Origin of the sequence: Streptomyces sp. NPDC096323, assembly GCF_040302845.1 — a bacterium.
Taxonomy (GTDB): domain Bacteria; phylum Actinomycetota; class Actinomycetes; order Streptomycetales; family Streptomycetaceae; genus Streptomyces.
In genome coordinates, this window is the sequence record NZ_JBEOSI010000015.1 from 43,500 (window position 1) to 59,142 (window position 15,643).

A 15,643-nucleotide genomic window follows, 5' to 3' on the forward strand; every position below is an offset into this window, starting at 1 on the left:
GGGTTCCTCTCATGAGTACGGTGGTGCGGGGCGGCGTGGAGCGCTACTTGCCGCCCACCCCCATCAGTCCGTTGACCAGCGCCTTCCGTGCCACGAGGTACACGGCGAAGATCGGCACGACGGAGAGCACGATCGCGGCCAGGACGGCGGGCACATTGACCCCGAACTGGGACATGAAGTTGAAGAGGCCCAGCGTGAGCACCCGGTTCTCCTCCGACTGGGTCAGGATCAGCGGGAACAGGAAGCCGTTCCACGCCTGGAGAGCCGTGTAGATGGCCACCGTGCTGATGCCCGCCTTGGACATCGGGATCGCCATCTGCCAGAGCATCCGCAGGGGGCTCGCGCCGTCGAGGGCCATCGCCTCGTACATCTCCTCGGAGACATCACGCATGGTGCCGCTGAGGATCAGCACGGCCACCGGCATCGCGAACGCCGCGGTCGGCAGGATGATGGCCGGCAGGCTGTCGTACAGACCCATCTTGCTGATCAGCAGGTACAGCGGCACGATCACGGCCTGCGCGGGGATGGCCACGCCGAGCAGGAAGGTCCGGAAGGCGAGCGAGGAGAGCCGGCTGCGGGTCCGTACCGCGACGTACGCGACGGGCACCGAGAGCAGCAGGACGATAGCCACGGTCGCCACGGCGACGATGGCCGTGTTGGTGAGCATCCCGGAGAAGCCGCTGTCGAGCACGGTGCGGTAGTTGTCGAGCGTCGGGTCGGTCGGGATGGCCAGCGGCTCGCCGTTGAGGGCCTCGTCCTGGTGCATGAGCGAGGAGGAGACCAGCGTGTAGAGCGGGACGACCACGAGCAGCAGCCAGACCAGCGAGCCCAGGCCGGCCAGTGGGTTGCCCCACTTCCGGCGGCGCCGGGCGGCGGCCAGCCGGCTCCGGGTCACGGGCGACGTGGGGCGCGCCACGGGGCGGGTGTCGATTGACATCTCGTCACATACCTTCCCGGGTGGACCGCATGTTCCCGAAACCGCTGAAGCGGACCAGGATCAGCGACAGTGCGGTGGCCACCACGACCAGGGCGGTGGCGATCGCCGCGGCGTAGCCGAGGTCGTAGGTCTGGAAGCCGGTCCGGTACATCAGGTACGGCAGGACGGTGGTGTCCGTGCCGGGGCCGCCCTTGGTCATGATCAGCACGGTGTCGAAGTACGTCAGCGAGCCGACGATCATCAGGACCGAGGAGGTCGTGATGGTGTTGCGCAGTTGCGGCAGGGTGATGTGGAAGAACTGGCGGAGCATGCCGGCGCCGTCGATCTCCGCGGCCTGGTACAGGACCTGGGGTATCTGCCGGGTGCCGCCCTGATAGATCAGGGTGTGGAACGGCATGAACTGCCAGCCGCCGACGAATGCCACGGTGAGCAGCGCGCCGGTGGACGAGCCCATGATGTTCGGATCGATCCCGAACCAGGGTCCGATCGTCTTGATGACACCGAAGTTGGGGTCGAGCAGCGCGTGGAACAGCATGGCGATGGCCGTGGTGGAGAGCAGCAGCGGGATGAAGAAGACCGCCGAGAGCACGGCCCGGCTGCGCTGTCTGCCCGCCGCCCAGACACCGAGCAGCAGCGCCACCGGGGTCTGGAAGGCCCAGCTGATCGTGGTGAGGAGCAGGCTGAGCCACGCGGCCTGGCGGAACTCCGGGTCCTTGAACAGCCGGGTCCAGTTGTCCGTGCCGACGGGTGTCGGGGAGTTCAGCCCGTCCCACTGGCAGAAGGAGAGGTAGACGGCGATCGCGAGTGGGACGATCGCGAAGAGGGCGAAGAAGAGGATGCCGGGCACGGCCCAGGCGACCGGGGGGCGGCCGACATTGCCGACGGCCGCCTTCCTTCCTCCGCGCACCTTTTTGTACGAAGAGACATGGGACATTTTTAGTTGACGGCCTTCATAGCGGCGACGAACTGCTCGGGGGTCGACTTACCGGCGAACAGCTTGCTGATCTCGGTGAGCAGCGGGGTGGCGTACTTGGACTCCAGTGCCTGGTCCCAGGAGAGTGTGAAGTCCGGGGCCTTCTGGACCATGTCGTACTGGTCGGTGGCGAACTTCGGGTTGGGCGAGCCGCTCAGCATGGAGGCGGCGTTCGACGTGGTCGGGACGTCACCGTTGTCGACCAGGGCCTGGGCGTAGGTCTTGGACGCCATGGTCTTGAGGAACGCTATGGCCTCGTCCTTGTGCTTGGTCCGGGCGTTGACCGACCAGTAGTTGGTGGGGTTGCCCACCACGTTCGCCGCGTCACCGGCGCCGCCGGTCACGGTCGGGAACGCCGTCCAGCCGAGGTCCTTCTTGGCGAACTCGGGCGCCTTGCCCAGCTGGGTCGAGTACTCCCACGAGCCCATCAGGTGCATGGCGGCCTTGCCCTTGTTGAGCAGGGTGGGCGCGCCTCCGTTGCCGTAGTCGACGGAGTTGAAGTTCTTGCCGAAGGCACCGTCGTCGACGAGCTGCTTGACGGTCTGGGCCGTCTTGAGCACGGCCGGGTCGCCCCAGCCGGAGGTGTCGCCGTTCTGGATCTTCCGGAAGACGTCGGGGCCCCCGATCCGGTCCAGGAGGTACTCCATCCACATCAGCTCGGGCCACTTGTCGGAGCCGCCGAGAGCGAAGGGGGTGATGCCCTTGCTCTTGAAGGTGGTGATGGCCTTCTGCAGGTCCTCCCACGTCTTGGGGGGCTCGATGTTGTTCTCGGCGAAGAGGGACTTGTTGTAGAAGAGCATCACGGGCTGCATGCCGCGCATGGGGATGCCGTAGGTCTTCCCGTCGAGGCCACCGGCGGTGACGATCGAGGGCAGGAAGCCGGCCTTGAGCGTGGCGTCGTTCTTCACCGTCGACGTGAGGTCGACCAGCTGGTTGGCGTCGACGTACGGCTTGATGGAGCCGCCGCCCCAGTTGAAGAAGATGTCGGGCGCGCTCGGGGAGCCCATGGCGCTGCGCAGCTTGTTGACGTATTCGGTGCCCGGAACGGGAACGAGCTTGACCTTGACCTTCGAGGTCTTGTTGAACTCCTTGACCGCGGCTTCCTGCACCTTGACCGCGTCGTCGCCGTAGACGTACGCGGTGAGGGTGCCGCCGCCGTCACCGCCGCTGCCGCCGTCCGACCCGCAGCCCACCAGCACGCCCGCCATGAGCATGGCCGCACCGGCTGCCGTCCATCTCGCCGCACGCGTACTCTGAGTGAAAATTCCCGACCCCATGACCGCACCTCTGTCGAATGTTTCGGCCCTGCTTGCGAATGTTGCCGGAACCGTACGGTCGCGTTTCGGGCCAGTCAAGAGGTCCGGACGAGGGAATTTTCCTCGGGGGCCACGCCACCCCTCCTTGCGGCGGGCAGTTACGATTCCCTGTATGAGCCCCGCAAACGTCCAGTCACATCAGGAGAAGGCGCCTGTCGGCGAGTCGTCGGACGGCACCGCCACGTTGGCGGAAATCGCCCGGGCGGCCGGAGTCTCGGCTCCGACAGTTTCGAAAGTGCTGAACGGGCGGGCCGATGTCGCCCCCGGCACGCGCACCAAGGTCGAGGAGCTGTTGCTGCTGCACGGCTACCGCCGCAGACGCGGCTCCACGACACAATCGCAACTGATCGATCTGGTCTTCCACGAGCTGGACAGCGCGTGGGCCATGGAGGTCGTGCGCGGTGTGGAGAACGTCGCGCGGGAGGAGGGCCTGAGCCTGGTGCTCTCGGAGAGCGCGGGCCGCCTCACCCCCGGGCAGACCTGGGTGGACGGCGTGCTGGCCCGCAGGCCGGTCGGGGTGATCCTGGTCCTCTCGGACCTCACCGCCGCCCAGCGTGCACAGCTCACCAGCCGCAACATCCCGTACGCGGTGGTCGACCCGGCCGGCGACCCCGGCGACGACATCCCGTCCGTCGGGACGACGAACTGGCAGGGCGGGCTCGCCGCGACCCGCCACCTCACCGGGCTCGGGCACCGTCGGATCGGCGTCATCAGCGGCCCGTCGCGCATGATGTGCAGCCGTGCCCGGGTGGACGGCTACCGCGCCGCCCTGGAGACGGCGGGCCTGCCGATCGACCCCGCCCTGGTCCGCGAGGGCGAGTTCCATCACGAGGCCGGCTACACCGCGGGCCTGGAGCTGCTGCGCATGGAGGACCGGCCGACGGCCATTTTCGCCGGGAACGACCTGCAGGCGCTCGGCGTGTACGAGGCCGCGCGGGAGCTGGGACTGCGCATCCCCGAGGACCTCAGCGTGATCGGTTTCGACGACCTGCCGCTCACCCGGTGGATCGGGCCGCCGCTGACCACGGTGCGCCAGCCGCTGATCGAGATGGCCGAGACCGCGGCCCGGCTGGTCCTCGACCTCGGCCGGGGCCGGCAGCCCGCGACCACCCGCGTCGACCTGGCCACCAACCTGGTGGTACGCAGCAGCACGGCGGCCCCTGGCCGCTGACCGTTGCCCCGTCGCCCCCGCCGCGGAAGCGGCGGTGTCCGGAGCCGTCCTGCGCGCCGCTGTCAGTGGCCGGGTGCAGACTGGCACGTATCCGGCACAACGGCGTCTCGGGAGGTTCGGTCATGACCGATGTTCTGCTCACCGTCGGCACCCGCAAGGGGCTCTTCATCGGCCGCGGGAGCGGCGGTGCATGGGAGTTCGCGGGTCCGCACTTCAACGCTCAGGCGATCTACTCCATCGCCATCGACAAACGCGGCGACGTCCCCCGGCTGCTGGTGGGCGGTGACAGCGCGCACTGGGGCCCATCCGTCTTCCACTCCGACGACCTGGGTGCCAGCTGGGTCGAGCCCAAGCAACCGGCCGTCAAGTTCCCGGAGTTCACCGGGACGTCGCTGGAACGGGTCTGGCAGCTGCATCCGGCGGGCCCCGAGGCGCCCGATGTCGTATACGCGGGCACCGAGCCGGCCGCGCTGTTCCGTTCGGGGGACAGGGGCGAGTCGTTCGAACTGGTGCGCCCGCTCTGGGAGCATCCGACGCGCTCGAAGTGGGTGCCGGGCGGGGGCGGCGAGGGGCTGCACACGGTACTGACGGACGAGCGGGACCCGCGGTCGGTCACCGTCGCCGTGTCCACCGCCGGGGTGTTCAGGACGGCGGACGGCGGCGAGAGCTGGGCCCCGGCCAACCGGGGGGTGTCGGCGGTCTTCCTGCCCGATCCCGACCCGGAGTTCGGCCAGTGCGTCCACAAGGTCAGCCGGGACGCCGTCGACCCCGACCGCCTCTATCTCCAGAACCACTGGGGTGTGTTCCGCAGCGACGACGCCGGGGACAGCTGGACGGACATCGGCGCGGGCCTTCCCTCCGACTTCGGCTTCGCGGTCGCGGCGCACCCGCACCGCGCGGACACGGCGTACCTCTTCCCGATCAACGCCGACTCCGACCGGGTGCCGGCCGGGCACCGGTGCCGCGTCTTCCGGACCACCGACGCGGGCAGCACCTGGGAGCCCCTGTCCTCGGGGCTGCCCGACGGCGCGCACTACGGCACGGTGCTGCGGGACGCGCTCTGTACGGACGACGCCGATCCGGCCGGTGTGTACTTCGGCAACCGCAACGGCGAGGTGTACGCGAGCGCGGACGACGGCGACAGCTGGCAGCAGCTCGCCTCGCACCTGCCGGACGTGCTGTGTGTCCGGGCGGCCACGATCGACGGGTGACCCGCGCTAGGGCAGGCGCCAGTCCACCGGCTGCGCCCCTTGGCGGCTCAGGAGTTCGTTGGCCTTGCTGAACGGGCGCGAACCGAAGAAGCCGCGGTCGGCCGACATGGGGGACGGATGGGCGGACTCGATCGCCGGGAAGTCCCCCAGCAGGGGCCGGAGGTTGCGGGCGTCGCGGCCCCACAGGATGGACACCAGCGGAGTGCCCCGCGCGACCAGCGCCCGGATGGCCTGCTCGGTGACGGCTTCCCAGCCCTTGCCGCGGTGGGCGGCGGGCTTGCGGGGCTCGGTCGTCAGCGCCCTGTTCAGCAGCAGGACGCCCTGGCGCGTCCACGGCGTCAGGTCGCCGTTCGACGGGCGGGGCAGCCCCAGGTCCGTGTGCAGTTCGCGGTAGATGTTCTCCAGGCTGCCCGGAAGCCGGCCGACCTCCGGTGCGACCGCGAAGCTCAGCCCGATGGCCATCCCCGGTGTGGGGTAGGGGTCCTGACCGACGATCAGGACGCGCACCTCGTCGAAGGGCTGCTGGAACGCGCGCAGCACGTTCGCCCCCGACGGCAGATACGTGCGGCCGGCCGCGACCTCCGCCCGCAGGAAGTCCCCCATCTCGGCGATGCGCCCCGCCACGGGGGCCAACGCCTGAGCCCAGCCGGGCTCCACAACTTCGTTCAACGGTCGCGCTGTCACAGGAGTCACCCTACCGGCGTAAGGGCGGGTGTCCCGCAGCTCCCCCGCCCCGGTGAACGCGCAGGCCACAGGCCCAGTGACCCGGGGACCTCCGGTACGCCGCCACGCGCCGGGGACACGGGGTGCGCCCGGGGATAGGCTGCCGCCGTCCTTCTTCTGCTTACGGGAGCCGCTCCATGGAGTCAGACGGGCATATGCCCGGGGATTACGTCCTCGGGGTCGACTCGGGCGGTTCCGGGCTGAGGGTGGCGCTGGGCACCGTGGACGGGGACGGCCCCCTGGCCACCGCGGCGTGCGCCGAACCGGTGCGGACCGGGCCCTCGGGCATCGACGCCGGCCATCTTCTCGAACAGTTGCTGCCCACCGTCCGGCAGCTGCTCGCCCGGCACGGCGGCGGCGACCGGATCGCCGCCGCCGCGATCGGGGCGGCCGGTATGGCCACGCTGGGCGACCGGCTGCGCGCCGAACTGCCCACGGCCCTGGCGGACGCGTTCGGGCTGTCGCACCTCGCGCTCGCCGCCGACGCGGTGACCGCCTACGCCGGGGCGGTCGGGCAGCGGCCCGGCGCCGTCGTGGCGGCCGGCACCGGCCTGATCGCCCTGGGCACGGATCTCACGCGGTGGCGCCGGGCCGACGGCTGGGGACATCTGCTGGGCGACAGCGGGGGCGGCGCCTGGATCGGGCGGGCCGGGCTCGACGCGGCGATGCGCGCCCATGACGGGCGACGCGGCGGTTCGCCGGCCCTGCTGGCCCGGGTGGAGGCGGTGTTCGGCCCGGCGCCCGACCTGCCCGGCCTGCTCTATACGCGTACCGACCGGCCCGCCGTCCTGGCCTCGTTCGCCCCCGAGGTGGCCGCGTGCGCGGCGCACGATCCCGTCGCCGAGACCATCCTGCGCGACGCCGCCGGGCACATCGCCGAGGCAGCCGCCGCGGTGTGCCCGCAGGCCGGGGCGGACGATCCGGAATGCGAAGTGGCCCTGACGGGCGGCCTGTTCCGGATGGGCGAGCCGCTGCTCGTACCGCTGCGCGAGGAGCTGGCGCGACAGCTGCCGCAGGCACGGGCGGTCCCCGGTCCGGGTGATCCGCTGGCCGGTTCGCTGCTCATCGCGCAGGCGCTCGCCACGGGAGGTCTGCGGTTGCCGCTCCATCCCACGCTGCTCCGGGTCACCGGACCGGGGCAGGGATCCGGCGCCTTCCCCGGAGGCGGCGGAGAGGCCCTCACGGGGGCGACAGAGCAGGGCAGTCGGCCGGTAAGCCACTGATCGGATAAATGCGGACAGACAACGCACGACCGGCCCCTCCCCGAGCAGCGGGGTACCCAAAACCAGTAGCATGCGGCGCCATGAGCACCCCCACTGGGCCCGCTTCCGGCCTGCCTGTACGAATGCCGCGACCTCGCCAGTCCGGACGGCACCGCCGCCCGGAGCCCGTGGTCGCGCCTGAGGGCGCTGCCGCGCTCGTTCTCGCCGTTCCCGGTACCCCCTCCCCGGCCAGCCGCAGTCTGGCCGAAGAGGTCATCAGCATCGCCCGCTCCGAGCTGCCCGGCCTGAACGCCCTGATCGGTTACCTCGACGGCGACGACGCCGAGTACCCCGCGCTCGCCTCCGTGCTCGCGCACGCCGCCGCCGAGCGCATCGCGCGCTTCGAGCAGGCGAAGGCCGCCGGCCGCGAGGTCGCCGAGCCCGAGGGCCCCGCCGCCGTCGTCGTGCCGCTGCTCACGGGACCCGACAGCGCGCTGGTTCAGCGGATGAGCCGTGCGATCGAGGAGAGCGGCGCTCCGGCCGAGCTGACCGATGTGCTCGGCCCGCACCCGCTGCTCGCCGAGGCGCTGCACGTGCGCCTCTCCGAGGCCGGTCTCGCCCGCGCGGACCGCGCCAGGCTGTTCACCGTGGCCACGGCCGCCGACGGCATCGTGCTGGCCACCGTGGGCGGCGAGGAGGCCGTGCAGGCCGCGGGGATCACCGGCATGCTGCTGGCCGCGCGGCTCGCGGTACCGGTGATGGCCGCCGCCCTCGACGTCGCGGGCTCGGTCGCCTCGATCGCGGAGCAGCTGAAGGGCTCCGGCTCGCTGCAGCTGGCCGTGGCGCCCTACGTGGTGGGTCCGGAGGTGGCCGACGGCCTGCTGGACGCCGCGGTGAAGGAGGCCGGTTGCGCGAGCGCCGAGCCGCTCGGCGCGTATCCGGCGATCGGCAAGCTGGTGCTGTCGATGTACACGACCGCGCTCGGCATCGCTCCGGCGATGGCACAGGGAGCCCAGGCCCTCTGATCCGGTCCACGGGCGGCCGGGTGCGCTGCCCGACACGGGCGGGGCGGGGCCGGACGACGCGCCCCCGCCCCGCCCGTGACACACGTACGCCCCGGGACCCGCTTGCTGGTCCCGGGGCGTACGTCGTTCTCAGGCGAAGATCACGCAGGAGGCCGAGGGGACCTTCAGGGACCCTCCCGGGGCCGGGACACCGGTCCGCGGGTCCACGGTGAACCAGCTGACGTCCCCCGACCGCTCGTTGGCCGCGTACAGCCGCCGGCCGGTGGGGTCGAGGGCGAGATCGCGCGGCCAGTGCCCGCCGCAGCTCACGGTCGTGACGAGGGACGCCTGCTCGCCCGTGGCGTCGAGGGCGAGCACGGAGATGGTGTCGCGCCCGCGGGTGGCCACCCACAGGAACCGGCCGTCGTGGGCCACGACGGCCTCGGACGGATAGCTCTCCGTACCGTCGCCGCCGTTCGCCCCGGCAGGCAGCACGGGCGTCTCACCGACCGCTTCCAGGGTCCCCGCGCCGGCGTCCCACCGGCACACCGTGACCGTGGGGTCCAGCTCGTTCACCACATAGGCGTGGCCGCCGGCGGGGTGGAACGCGAGATGGCGCGGGCCGGTCCCGGGCCGCAGCGCCGTCTCACCGTGCGGGCGCAGCTGCCCGGTGTCCGGGTCGAGTGCGTAGATCCATACGGAATCGGTGCCGAGGTCGACACTGAGCACCCAGTTCCCCGTCGGGTCGGGGACGGCCTGGTGGGCGTGCGGTCCCTCCTGGCGCCCGGTGACCGGGCCGCTGCCCTCGTGCGCGCGTACGCAGGCGGCCTCGCCGAGCGAACCGTCCGCGAGCACGGGCAGGACGGTGACGCTGCCTGAGTTGTAGTTGGCGGTGACCACATGGCCCGCCGCGACCGCGAGGTGCGTGGGGCCGTCGCCGTCGACCGGCCGGGTCTCCCCCAGGGGCCGCGGGACGTCCTGGCTGATGTCGAGGGCCGCCGCGGCGCCCTTCTCCGTCTCGCTGACCGCGTAGAGGACCGCGCCGCCGGGGCCGGTGCCCCGGCCGAGCGCGAGGTAGGAGGGATCGGGCACGACGTCCGTCGCGCCGAGGACGGTGAGCGCCCCGGTCTCCCCGTCGACGGCGGCCACGGTGATACCGCGTCCGCCCGTCGAGGTGAACGATCCGATGAATGCCCGACCGGCACCGTTGCTGCTGTCCACCGCACTGCCTTTCTCCGCCGACTGATCGCGACGGCGGCGGCCGCCGTGATCTTCCGCGGCGACCGTAGCAGTGCCCTGCGTGGTCCGGTCGGGCGGCGCGGGATCAGGCCGGGACGAGAGGCGCGCGGGGCGGGGCGTGCAGGGGCGCGGCCAGTTCGGCGAGTGCGCGCTCCAGGCCGTGCAGGTGGGCGAGGGCGGGTTCCGTCGCCGCCGGGTGCGCCGGGAGCAGGGCGCCGACCGCGGCGCGGGCCGGTCCTCCGGGTGCGGTGAGCGCCTCCACGGCACTCTCGACGCGCCAGCAGGCCGCGGCGAGCCGGGCGTCGTGGGAGGCTTCCGGATCCGCCGCCACCGAGGCCAGTCCGCGCACCTCCCGCGCGCACGCGTCGAGGAGGGCCAGGACGTGCCCGGCCCGGGCCCTGCGGGCGCGCAGCGGGCTCAGCGGATGGACCAGCGGGGCCAGCGAGAGCCGGACGCGGCCGAGGAGCGCCTCGAGTTCGGCGATGCGCGGCGCCGGGTCGGCGGCGGCCGAGCCCGAGAGCCGGGCAGCGGCCTCCTCCGTACAGGCGTGCACGCAGCGCAGGGCCCGCTGGATCCAGGCGTCGGTCGTGGCATGCGTGGTGACGGGCAGCACGCACAGCACCGCCAGCATCGCGCCCAGCGCGCCGACGGCCGTCTCACCGAGCCGCAGGGCGAGCAGGCCCGGGTCGAGCACGCCCAGGGACCCGTAGAGCGCCCCGGCCATCACCGTCACGGAGAACATCATCCAGGTGTACGAGACCGCGGCGGTGTAGAAGATCCCGAACACCCCGAAGGCGACGAGGACCGCGGTGGGGACGGGCGCCCCGTCCAGCGGGACGACGACGGCGAGGCCGACGGGGATGCCGATGAGCGTGCCCAGCACCCGGCGGAAGCCGCGTACCAGCGTCTCGCCGCGCGACGCCGTGTTCACGAAGACCCACCAGGTGGCGCCCACGGCCCAGTACCAGCGCTGGTCGGACAGGAACTGCCCCGCCAGCAGCGCGACGGCTCCGCCGGCGGTCGCCTGGACCGCCTGCCGGGTGGTGACCCTGGCCAGGCCCCGACCGCTGACCGGGGCGGGGACGAAGGGCGGCGTCAGCCGGCGTTCGTAGCACCACAGGCCGAAGCGGACGGCCGACGAGGAGAGCAGCGAGAGGGCGACCGCGGAGTACAGCTCGGGCAGCTGTCCGGGCAGCGTGTGGAGGAACTGCGTGGTGAAGAAGGCCATGAAGGCGAAGACGCCGAGGGAGTGTCCGCGCGGGCCCCACCGGCGCGCGTACACGCCCATGCCCATGACCGCCAGGAAGGCGGCGTCGCGCGCGAGCGGATGGTCGTGGAGTACGGCGGCGAGCGCGAGCACCGGGAACCCGACGGCGGGCAGCAGCGCCGTGGTGACCGCCTGGCCGCGGACGGTGGGGTCGGTCACCGTGAACAGGGCGAGCAGCGCGGCCAGCCCTCCCGTGATCGCCGCGACGAGCGAATGCCCGGCCAGGCCGCACACCGTCACGGCGAGCCCGATGCCGAGGACCGCGCGGCCGGCGAAGCGCAGCCGCAGCCGTCCCGGGTCCCGGGCCACGAACGCTTTTCTCAGCACTGCTGCTCCCCGCCTCCACTCACCGGTTTCGTGTGCCGGCATGAAAAAGGCGCCACGGGATCCGCAGCGCCATCGACAGGTACATGAGAGCACCCAAAGGCCTGGTGGCTCAACTTGTCCCGTGAACACTGAGCCAATGGCACAGTGGATTACGGACCTGGGGTACCGGCGGCCGACCAACGGACCAACGCCATTGGTACAGTCGCCACCCCGACCGACGTACCAGGGAAAGGCCGGCGGACCATGGCGGTGGACGCGCTCGACACCCGGATCCTGCGGCTGCTCATCGAGCAGCCGCAGACGAGCGTGCGTGAGTACGCGCGGATCCTGTCCATCGCCCGGGGCACCCTCCAGGCCCGGATCGACCGACTGGAACGGGACGGTGTGATCACCGGCAGCGGCCCGTTCCTCTCCCCCGCCGCCCTCGGCCACCCGGTGCTCGCCTTCGTCCACCTGGAGGTGACGCAGGGGCACCTCGACGACGTCGGCGAGGCGCTCGCCGCGGTGCCGGAGATCGTCGAGGCGTTCTCCACCACGGGCGGTGGCGATCTGCTGACCCGGGTGGTGGCGCGGGACAACGGGCACCTGGAGGACGTGATCCAGCAGCTGATCCAGCTCCCGGGCGTCGTCAGGACCCGGACGGAGGTGGCGCTGCGCGAACGGGTGCCGCACCGGTTGCTGCCGCTCGTGGAATCGCTGGGCCGGGCGGCGGCCGCGCCCGGTCAGGGATGACCGTCTCCGGGACGCCCCGGGCCTGCCTGACCGTCACCATCACGGCTGCCGGAGCGGGATGACGGCCGGTCGTCCCGGGTCCGCGCGCCGGATATCCTGATCTTGCCGCGTGCCCCACCCCGTCCCTCGTTCCGGGCGAGGTCGCCGCCGCGGTGGCCGGAGCGGTACCCGGCCCGTGGCTGTCCGGGATTCGCGAGCTATTCGAGATAGGTGTGCACAGGTGCTGGTTGCTGGTCGGTACCGATTGATATCCGCCATCGGCCGAGGCGGGATGGGTGAGGTCTGGCGGGCCACGGACGAGGTCCTCGGCAGGGCCGTCGCGGTGAAGCTGCTGCTGGGCGAACACGCCGAAGAGTCGGCCACGGCGCGGTTCCGGCTGGAGGCCCAGACCGCCGCACGACTGAGCCACCCGCACCTGGTGGCCGTGTTCGACTTCGGGTCCTGGGAGGACCGGCTCTATCTGGTGATGGAACTCGTCGAGGGCAGGAGCCTGTCCGACCTGCTCCTGTCACAGGAGCGGCTGGGTCCGGAACAGGTCGCCCGGATCGCCGGCCAGGCGGCCGCCGGGCTGGCGGCGGCCCATCGACAGGGCGTCGTCCACCGGGACATCAAGCCGGGAAACCTGATGCTGGACGCCGAAGGCTCCGTGAAGATCGGGGACTTCGGGATCGCCCAGTTCGTCGACGACCCCTCGGCCGCCCTCACGACGACGGGGCACATCGTCGGCACGAGTCTCTACCTCGCTCCGGAGCGGGCCCTCGGCCGCACGGCCGGTGCCGCGTCGGACATGTACTCGCTGGGCTGTGTCATCTACCAACTGCTGCTCGGCCAGCCGCCGTTCCGCTCGGACACTCCGACCGCGACCCTGTACCAGCACGTGGACACGCCTCCCGTCCCGCTGCGGCAGCGGGGCGTCGACATGTCGGCGGCCTTCGACTCGTACCTCCTGGGTCTGCTCGCGAAGCAGCCGGAGGACCGGCCCACCGCCCAGCAGGTCGCCGACTGGTTCCACGGCGAGGCCTGGCGGGGTCAGGCGGAGCCGCTGCCGCAGCACCGGCCCGCTCCCCCGCGCGCTCCTGCGGCGGCCCACACGCGGACGCCGGCACGGCCCTCGCCGTCGCCTGCCGCGCAGCGCTCCGGCGCGGACCCCGGCGCCCCGACGACGTACCGGCTGCCCCAGCCGGCCGGCCGGGGGCGGCGTGCGGCGGCCCGGCCCCGCATCAACCGCCGGCGCAGCACCCGCGAGGCCATCAGACGCCGGCCCAGAGTGGCCAGCGCGATCGCGGGGACGGTCGCCTTCCTCGCCGCCGTCTATCTGGGGATGAGCCTGTTCTCGCCCGATTCCAGCTCGGCCACCACTCCGGACGGCGGCGCCTCGACGAGCGGGCCGCCGTCCCCCGCACCCGGCGAGTAGCCGGGCGCCGCTACCAGCGGTCGTGGACCGCCGCGCGGATCCTGCGGTCGTAGAGGTCGCGCACCGCGTCCAGCGTGCTCTGCGGCAGTGGTGCCAGAGCCGCCGCGGCCGCGTTGGCCCGGGCCTGCTCCACCGAGCGGGCGCCGGGGATGACGCTGGTGACGCCGGGCTGCTGAATGATCCAGCGCAGCGCGGTCTGGGCCGGGGTCGCCCCTTCGGGAGCGAATCCGGCGAACTCGGCCGCCGCGGCCACGCCGGTGCCGTAGTCGATCCCGGAGAAGGTCTCGCCCTGGTCGAACGCCTCCCCGTGCCGGTTGTACGTGCGGTGGTCCTCGGGCGCGAAGACGGTGTCCGCGGTGTACTTGCCGGAGAGCAGACCGGAGGCGAGCGGCACCCGCGCGATGATGCCGACCCCGGCCGCACGCGCGGCCGGCAGGACCTCGTCCAGCGGCTTGAGGCGGAACGGGTTGAGGATGATCTGTACGCTCGCGACGCCCGGGCGCGCGATGGCCGTCAGGGCCTCGGCGCACGTCTCGACGCTCACCCCGTAGGCGGCGATCCGCTGCTCGGCGACCAGCGTGTCCAGGGCGTCGTAGACCTCGTCCGAGGAGAAGACGGCCGTGGGCGGGCAGTGCAGCTGTACGAGATCGAGGGTGTCGACCCCGAGGTTGGCCCGGGAGCGGTCGTTCCACGCGCGGAAGTTGTCCAGGACGTAGTTCTCCGGCACCTGGTCGGCGCGCCGGCCCATCTTCGTCGCCACGAGGACGCCCGCGTCGGGCCGTTCCTTCAGATAGCGGCCGATGAGCTGCTCGCTGCGTCCGTCCCCGTACACGTCCGCGGTGTCGAAGAAGGTGACTCCCGCCCCGACGGCGGCGTCGAGGACACCGAAGGCGTCGGCCTCGCGCACCTCGCCCCAGTCCCCGCCGAGCTGCCATGTGCCCTGCCCTGCGACCGATACGTCCCGTCCGGTCCTGCCCAGTTCTCGTTGCTCCATGGGGATCATGCTACGTCCCGGAAGTCGCCGGTCCCGGACAGTGCGGCCACCGCGGGCGCCGGGGCGGGAGACGCCTCGCTCCCGGCCCCGGCCGGGCCGTCAGCCGGCGTCCTGGCCGAGCGCCGTGAGCCGCTCGGTCTCCTCCTCGGTGAGCCGCAGAGCGCCCGCCGCCACGTTGGCCTCCAGGTGGGCAGGGTTGCCCGTCCCCGGGATGGCCAGGACGTGCGGGCCGCGCCCGAGCGTCCAGGCGAGCCGCACCTGGGCGGGAGAGGCGTCGTGCGCACGGGCGATGTCGAGCAGCACCCGGTGCTCCGCGGTGGGGTCCGCACCGGCCTCCCGGCCGCCCGCGGCGATCGCGTAGAACGGTACGAAGGCGATGCCGAGATCGCCGCAGGTGCGCAGGACGTCCTCGGAGTCGGCCCGCCGTTCGCCGATGCCGTATCTGTTCTGTACGCAGACGATGGGCGCGATGGCCCGGGCCTCGGCGATCTGGTCGGGCCAGACGTTGGAGAGGCCGAGATGGCGGATGAGCCCCTCCTTCCGCAACTCGGCCAGGACGCCGACGTGTTCGCCGATCGGGGCGGGCCCGTTCACCCGCAGGTTCACCACGTCGAGGTGATCTCGGCCGAGCTGGCGGATGTTCTCCTCGACCTGCCCGCGCAGTTGGCCGGGCCGGGCCCACGCCGGCCAGTCACCGCCGGGGCCGCGGCTGGGGCCGACCTTGGTGGTGATGACCAGGTCGTCCGGGTACGGACCCAGTGCCGTGTTGATCAGTTCGTTGGCCGAGCGCAGCGGTGAGAAGTAGAAGGCGGCGGTGTCGATGTGGTTCACACCGAGCTCAACAGCCCTGCGAAGCACGGCGATCGCGCGGTCCCGGTCGTGCGGGCCGCGGTCGTCGCCGAAGGCGGCACCGTTCTGAGTCAGGCGCATCGCGCCGAAACCGATCCGGTTGACGGTGAGGTCGCCGAGCTGCCAGGTGCCGGCAGCCGCCGCGTCGGGGGTTTCCGAGGTCAAGAGTGAGGCCTTCCGTAAAGCGGTGTATGGGCGGCCGGAAAAGTGACGGCGCGCCAGAAGACTTGCGCCAAGTCAACGGATCGTGATAAGTTTGCGCCAACGCGTCTGTCGTTACTGTG

14 protein-coding genes are annotated in these 15,643 nt (G+C 72.1%); 6 read left to right on the top strand and 8 right to left on the bottom strand.

Annotated features, from left to right (window positions below; genetic code table 11):
- Positions 1-43: 43 nt before the first annotated feature.
- From ABTX18_RS32930 to ABTX18_RS32940, 3 genes are read right to left on the bottom strand one after another with little or no spacing between them, the layout of a single operon-like run.
- Positions 44-937 carry a carbohydrate ABC transporter permease gene (locus ABTX18_RS32930; RefSeq protein WP_352126478.1) on the bottom strand — a complete coding sequence of 298 codons (894 nt, stop codon included), beginning with the start codon at positions 935-937 and terminating at the stop codon, positions 44-46.
- A 4-nt stretch (positions 938-941) separates the two neighbouring features.
- Positions 942-1,871: a carbohydrate ABC transporter permease gene (locus ABTX18_RS32935; RefSeq protein WP_328892459.1), complete on the bottom strand. Its 930-nt coding sequence runs from the start codon at positions 1,869-1,871 to the stop codon at positions 942-944.
- 2 nt (positions 1,872-1,873) lie between these two features.
- Positions 1,874-3,124, bottom strand: coding sequence for an extracellular solute-binding protein (locus ABTX18_RS32940; RefSeq protein WP_352126577.1), 1,251 nt, complete (start codon positions 3,122-3,124; stop codon positions 1,874-1,876).
- Positions 3,125-3,338: 214 nt separating this feature from the next.
- Between ABTX18_RS32940 and ABTX18_RS32945 the strand changes: the two genes are divergently transcribed.
- On the top strand, positions 3,339-4,397 hold the full coding sequence (locus ABTX18_RS32945; RefSeq protein WP_352126479.1) for a LacI family DNA-binding transcriptional regulator: 1,059 nt from the start codon (positions 3,339-3,341) through the stop codon (positions 4,395-4,397).
- A 122-nt stretch (positions 4,398-4,519) separates the two neighbouring features.
- On the top strand, positions 4,520-5,608 hold the full coding sequence (locus ABTX18_RS32950; RefSeq protein ID WP_352126480.1) for a WD40/YVTN/BNR-like repeat-containing protein: 1,089 nt from the start codon (positions 4,520-4,522) through the stop codon (positions 5,606-5,608).
- Positions 5,609-5,614: 6 nt separating this feature from the next.
- Here the strand turns inward: ABTX18_RS32950 and ABTX18_RS32955 are convergent, their stop codons facing one another.
- Positions 5,615-6,292, bottom strand: a complete 678-nt coding sequence (locus ABTX18_RS32955) for a uracil-DNA glycosylase (protein ID WP_352126481.1) — start codon at positions 6,290-6,292, stop codon at positions 5,615-5,617.
- A 176-nt stretch (positions 6,293-6,468) separates the two neighbouring features.
- Here ABTX18_RS32955 and ABTX18_RS32960 point away from each other — a divergent pair, with 176 nt between their 5' ends.
- Positions 6,469-7,554 (top strand): N-acetylglucosamine kinase, encoded by a 1,086-nt coding sequence (locus ABTX18_RS32960; RefSeq protein ID WP_503061250.1) that lies wholly within the window; start codon positions 6,469-6,471, stop codon positions 7,552-7,554.
- An 80-nt stretch (positions 7,555-7,634) separates the two neighbouring features.
- Positions 7,635-8,558 carry a sirohydrochlorin chelatase gene (locus tag ABTX18_RS32965; protein ID WP_352126483.1) on the top strand — a complete coding sequence of 308 codons (924 nt, stop codon included), beginning with the start codon at positions 7,635-7,637 and terminating at the stop codon, positions 8,556-8,558.
- Between the two features lie 129 nt (positions 8,559-8,687).
- Here ABTX18_RS32965 and ABTX18_RS32970 read toward each other — a convergent pair whose 3' ends face one another.
- A complete protein-coding gene (locus ABTX18_RS32970) occupies positions 8,688-9,758 on the bottom strand; it encodes a lactonase family protein (protein ID WP_352126484.1) in 1,071 nt (356 codons plus the stop codon).
- Positions 9,759-9,861: 103 nt separating this feature from the next.
- A complete protein-coding gene (locus tag ABTX18_RS32975; RefSeq protein ID WP_352126485.1) occupies positions 9,862-11,370 on the bottom strand; it encodes an FUSC family protein in 1,509 nt (502 codons plus the stop codon).
- Positions 11,371-11,613: 243 nt separating this feature from the next.
- Between ABTX18_RS32975 and ABTX18_RS32980 the strand changes: the two genes are divergently transcribed.
- Together ABTX18_RS32980 and ABTX18_RS32985 are read left to right on the top strand one after the other, a co-directional pair.
- Positions 11,614-12,102 carry an Lrp/AsnC family transcriptional regulator gene (locus tag ABTX18_RS32980; protein WP_352126486.1) on the top strand — a complete coding sequence of 163 codons (489 nt, stop codon included), beginning with the start codon at positions 11,614-11,616 and terminating at the stop codon, positions 12,100-12,102.
- Between the two features lie 220 nt (positions 12,103-12,322).
- Positions 12,323-13,516, top strand: a complete 1,194-nt coding sequence (locus ABTX18_RS32985) for a serine/threonine-protein kinase (RefSeq protein WP_503061251.1) — start codon at positions 12,323-12,325, stop codon at positions 13,514-13,516.
- Positions 13,517-13,526: 10 nt separating this feature from the next.
- Here the strand turns inward: ABTX18_RS32985 and ABTX18_RS32990 are convergent, their stop codons facing one another.
- Positions 13,527-14,519: an aldo/keto reductase gene (locus ABTX18_RS32990; RefSeq protein WP_352126488.1), complete on the bottom strand. Its 993-nt coding sequence runs from the start codon at positions 14,517-14,519 to the stop codon at positions 13,527-13,529.
- Positions 14,520-14,609: 90 nt separating this feature from the next.
- Positions 14,610-15,524 carry an aldo/keto reductase gene (locus tag ABTX18_RS32995; RefSeq protein WP_352126489.1) on the bottom strand — a complete coding sequence of 305 codons (915 nt, stop codon included), beginning with the start codon at positions 15,522-15,524 and terminating at the stop codon, positions 14,610-14,612.
- Positions 15,525-15,643: the final 119 nt, after the last annotated feature.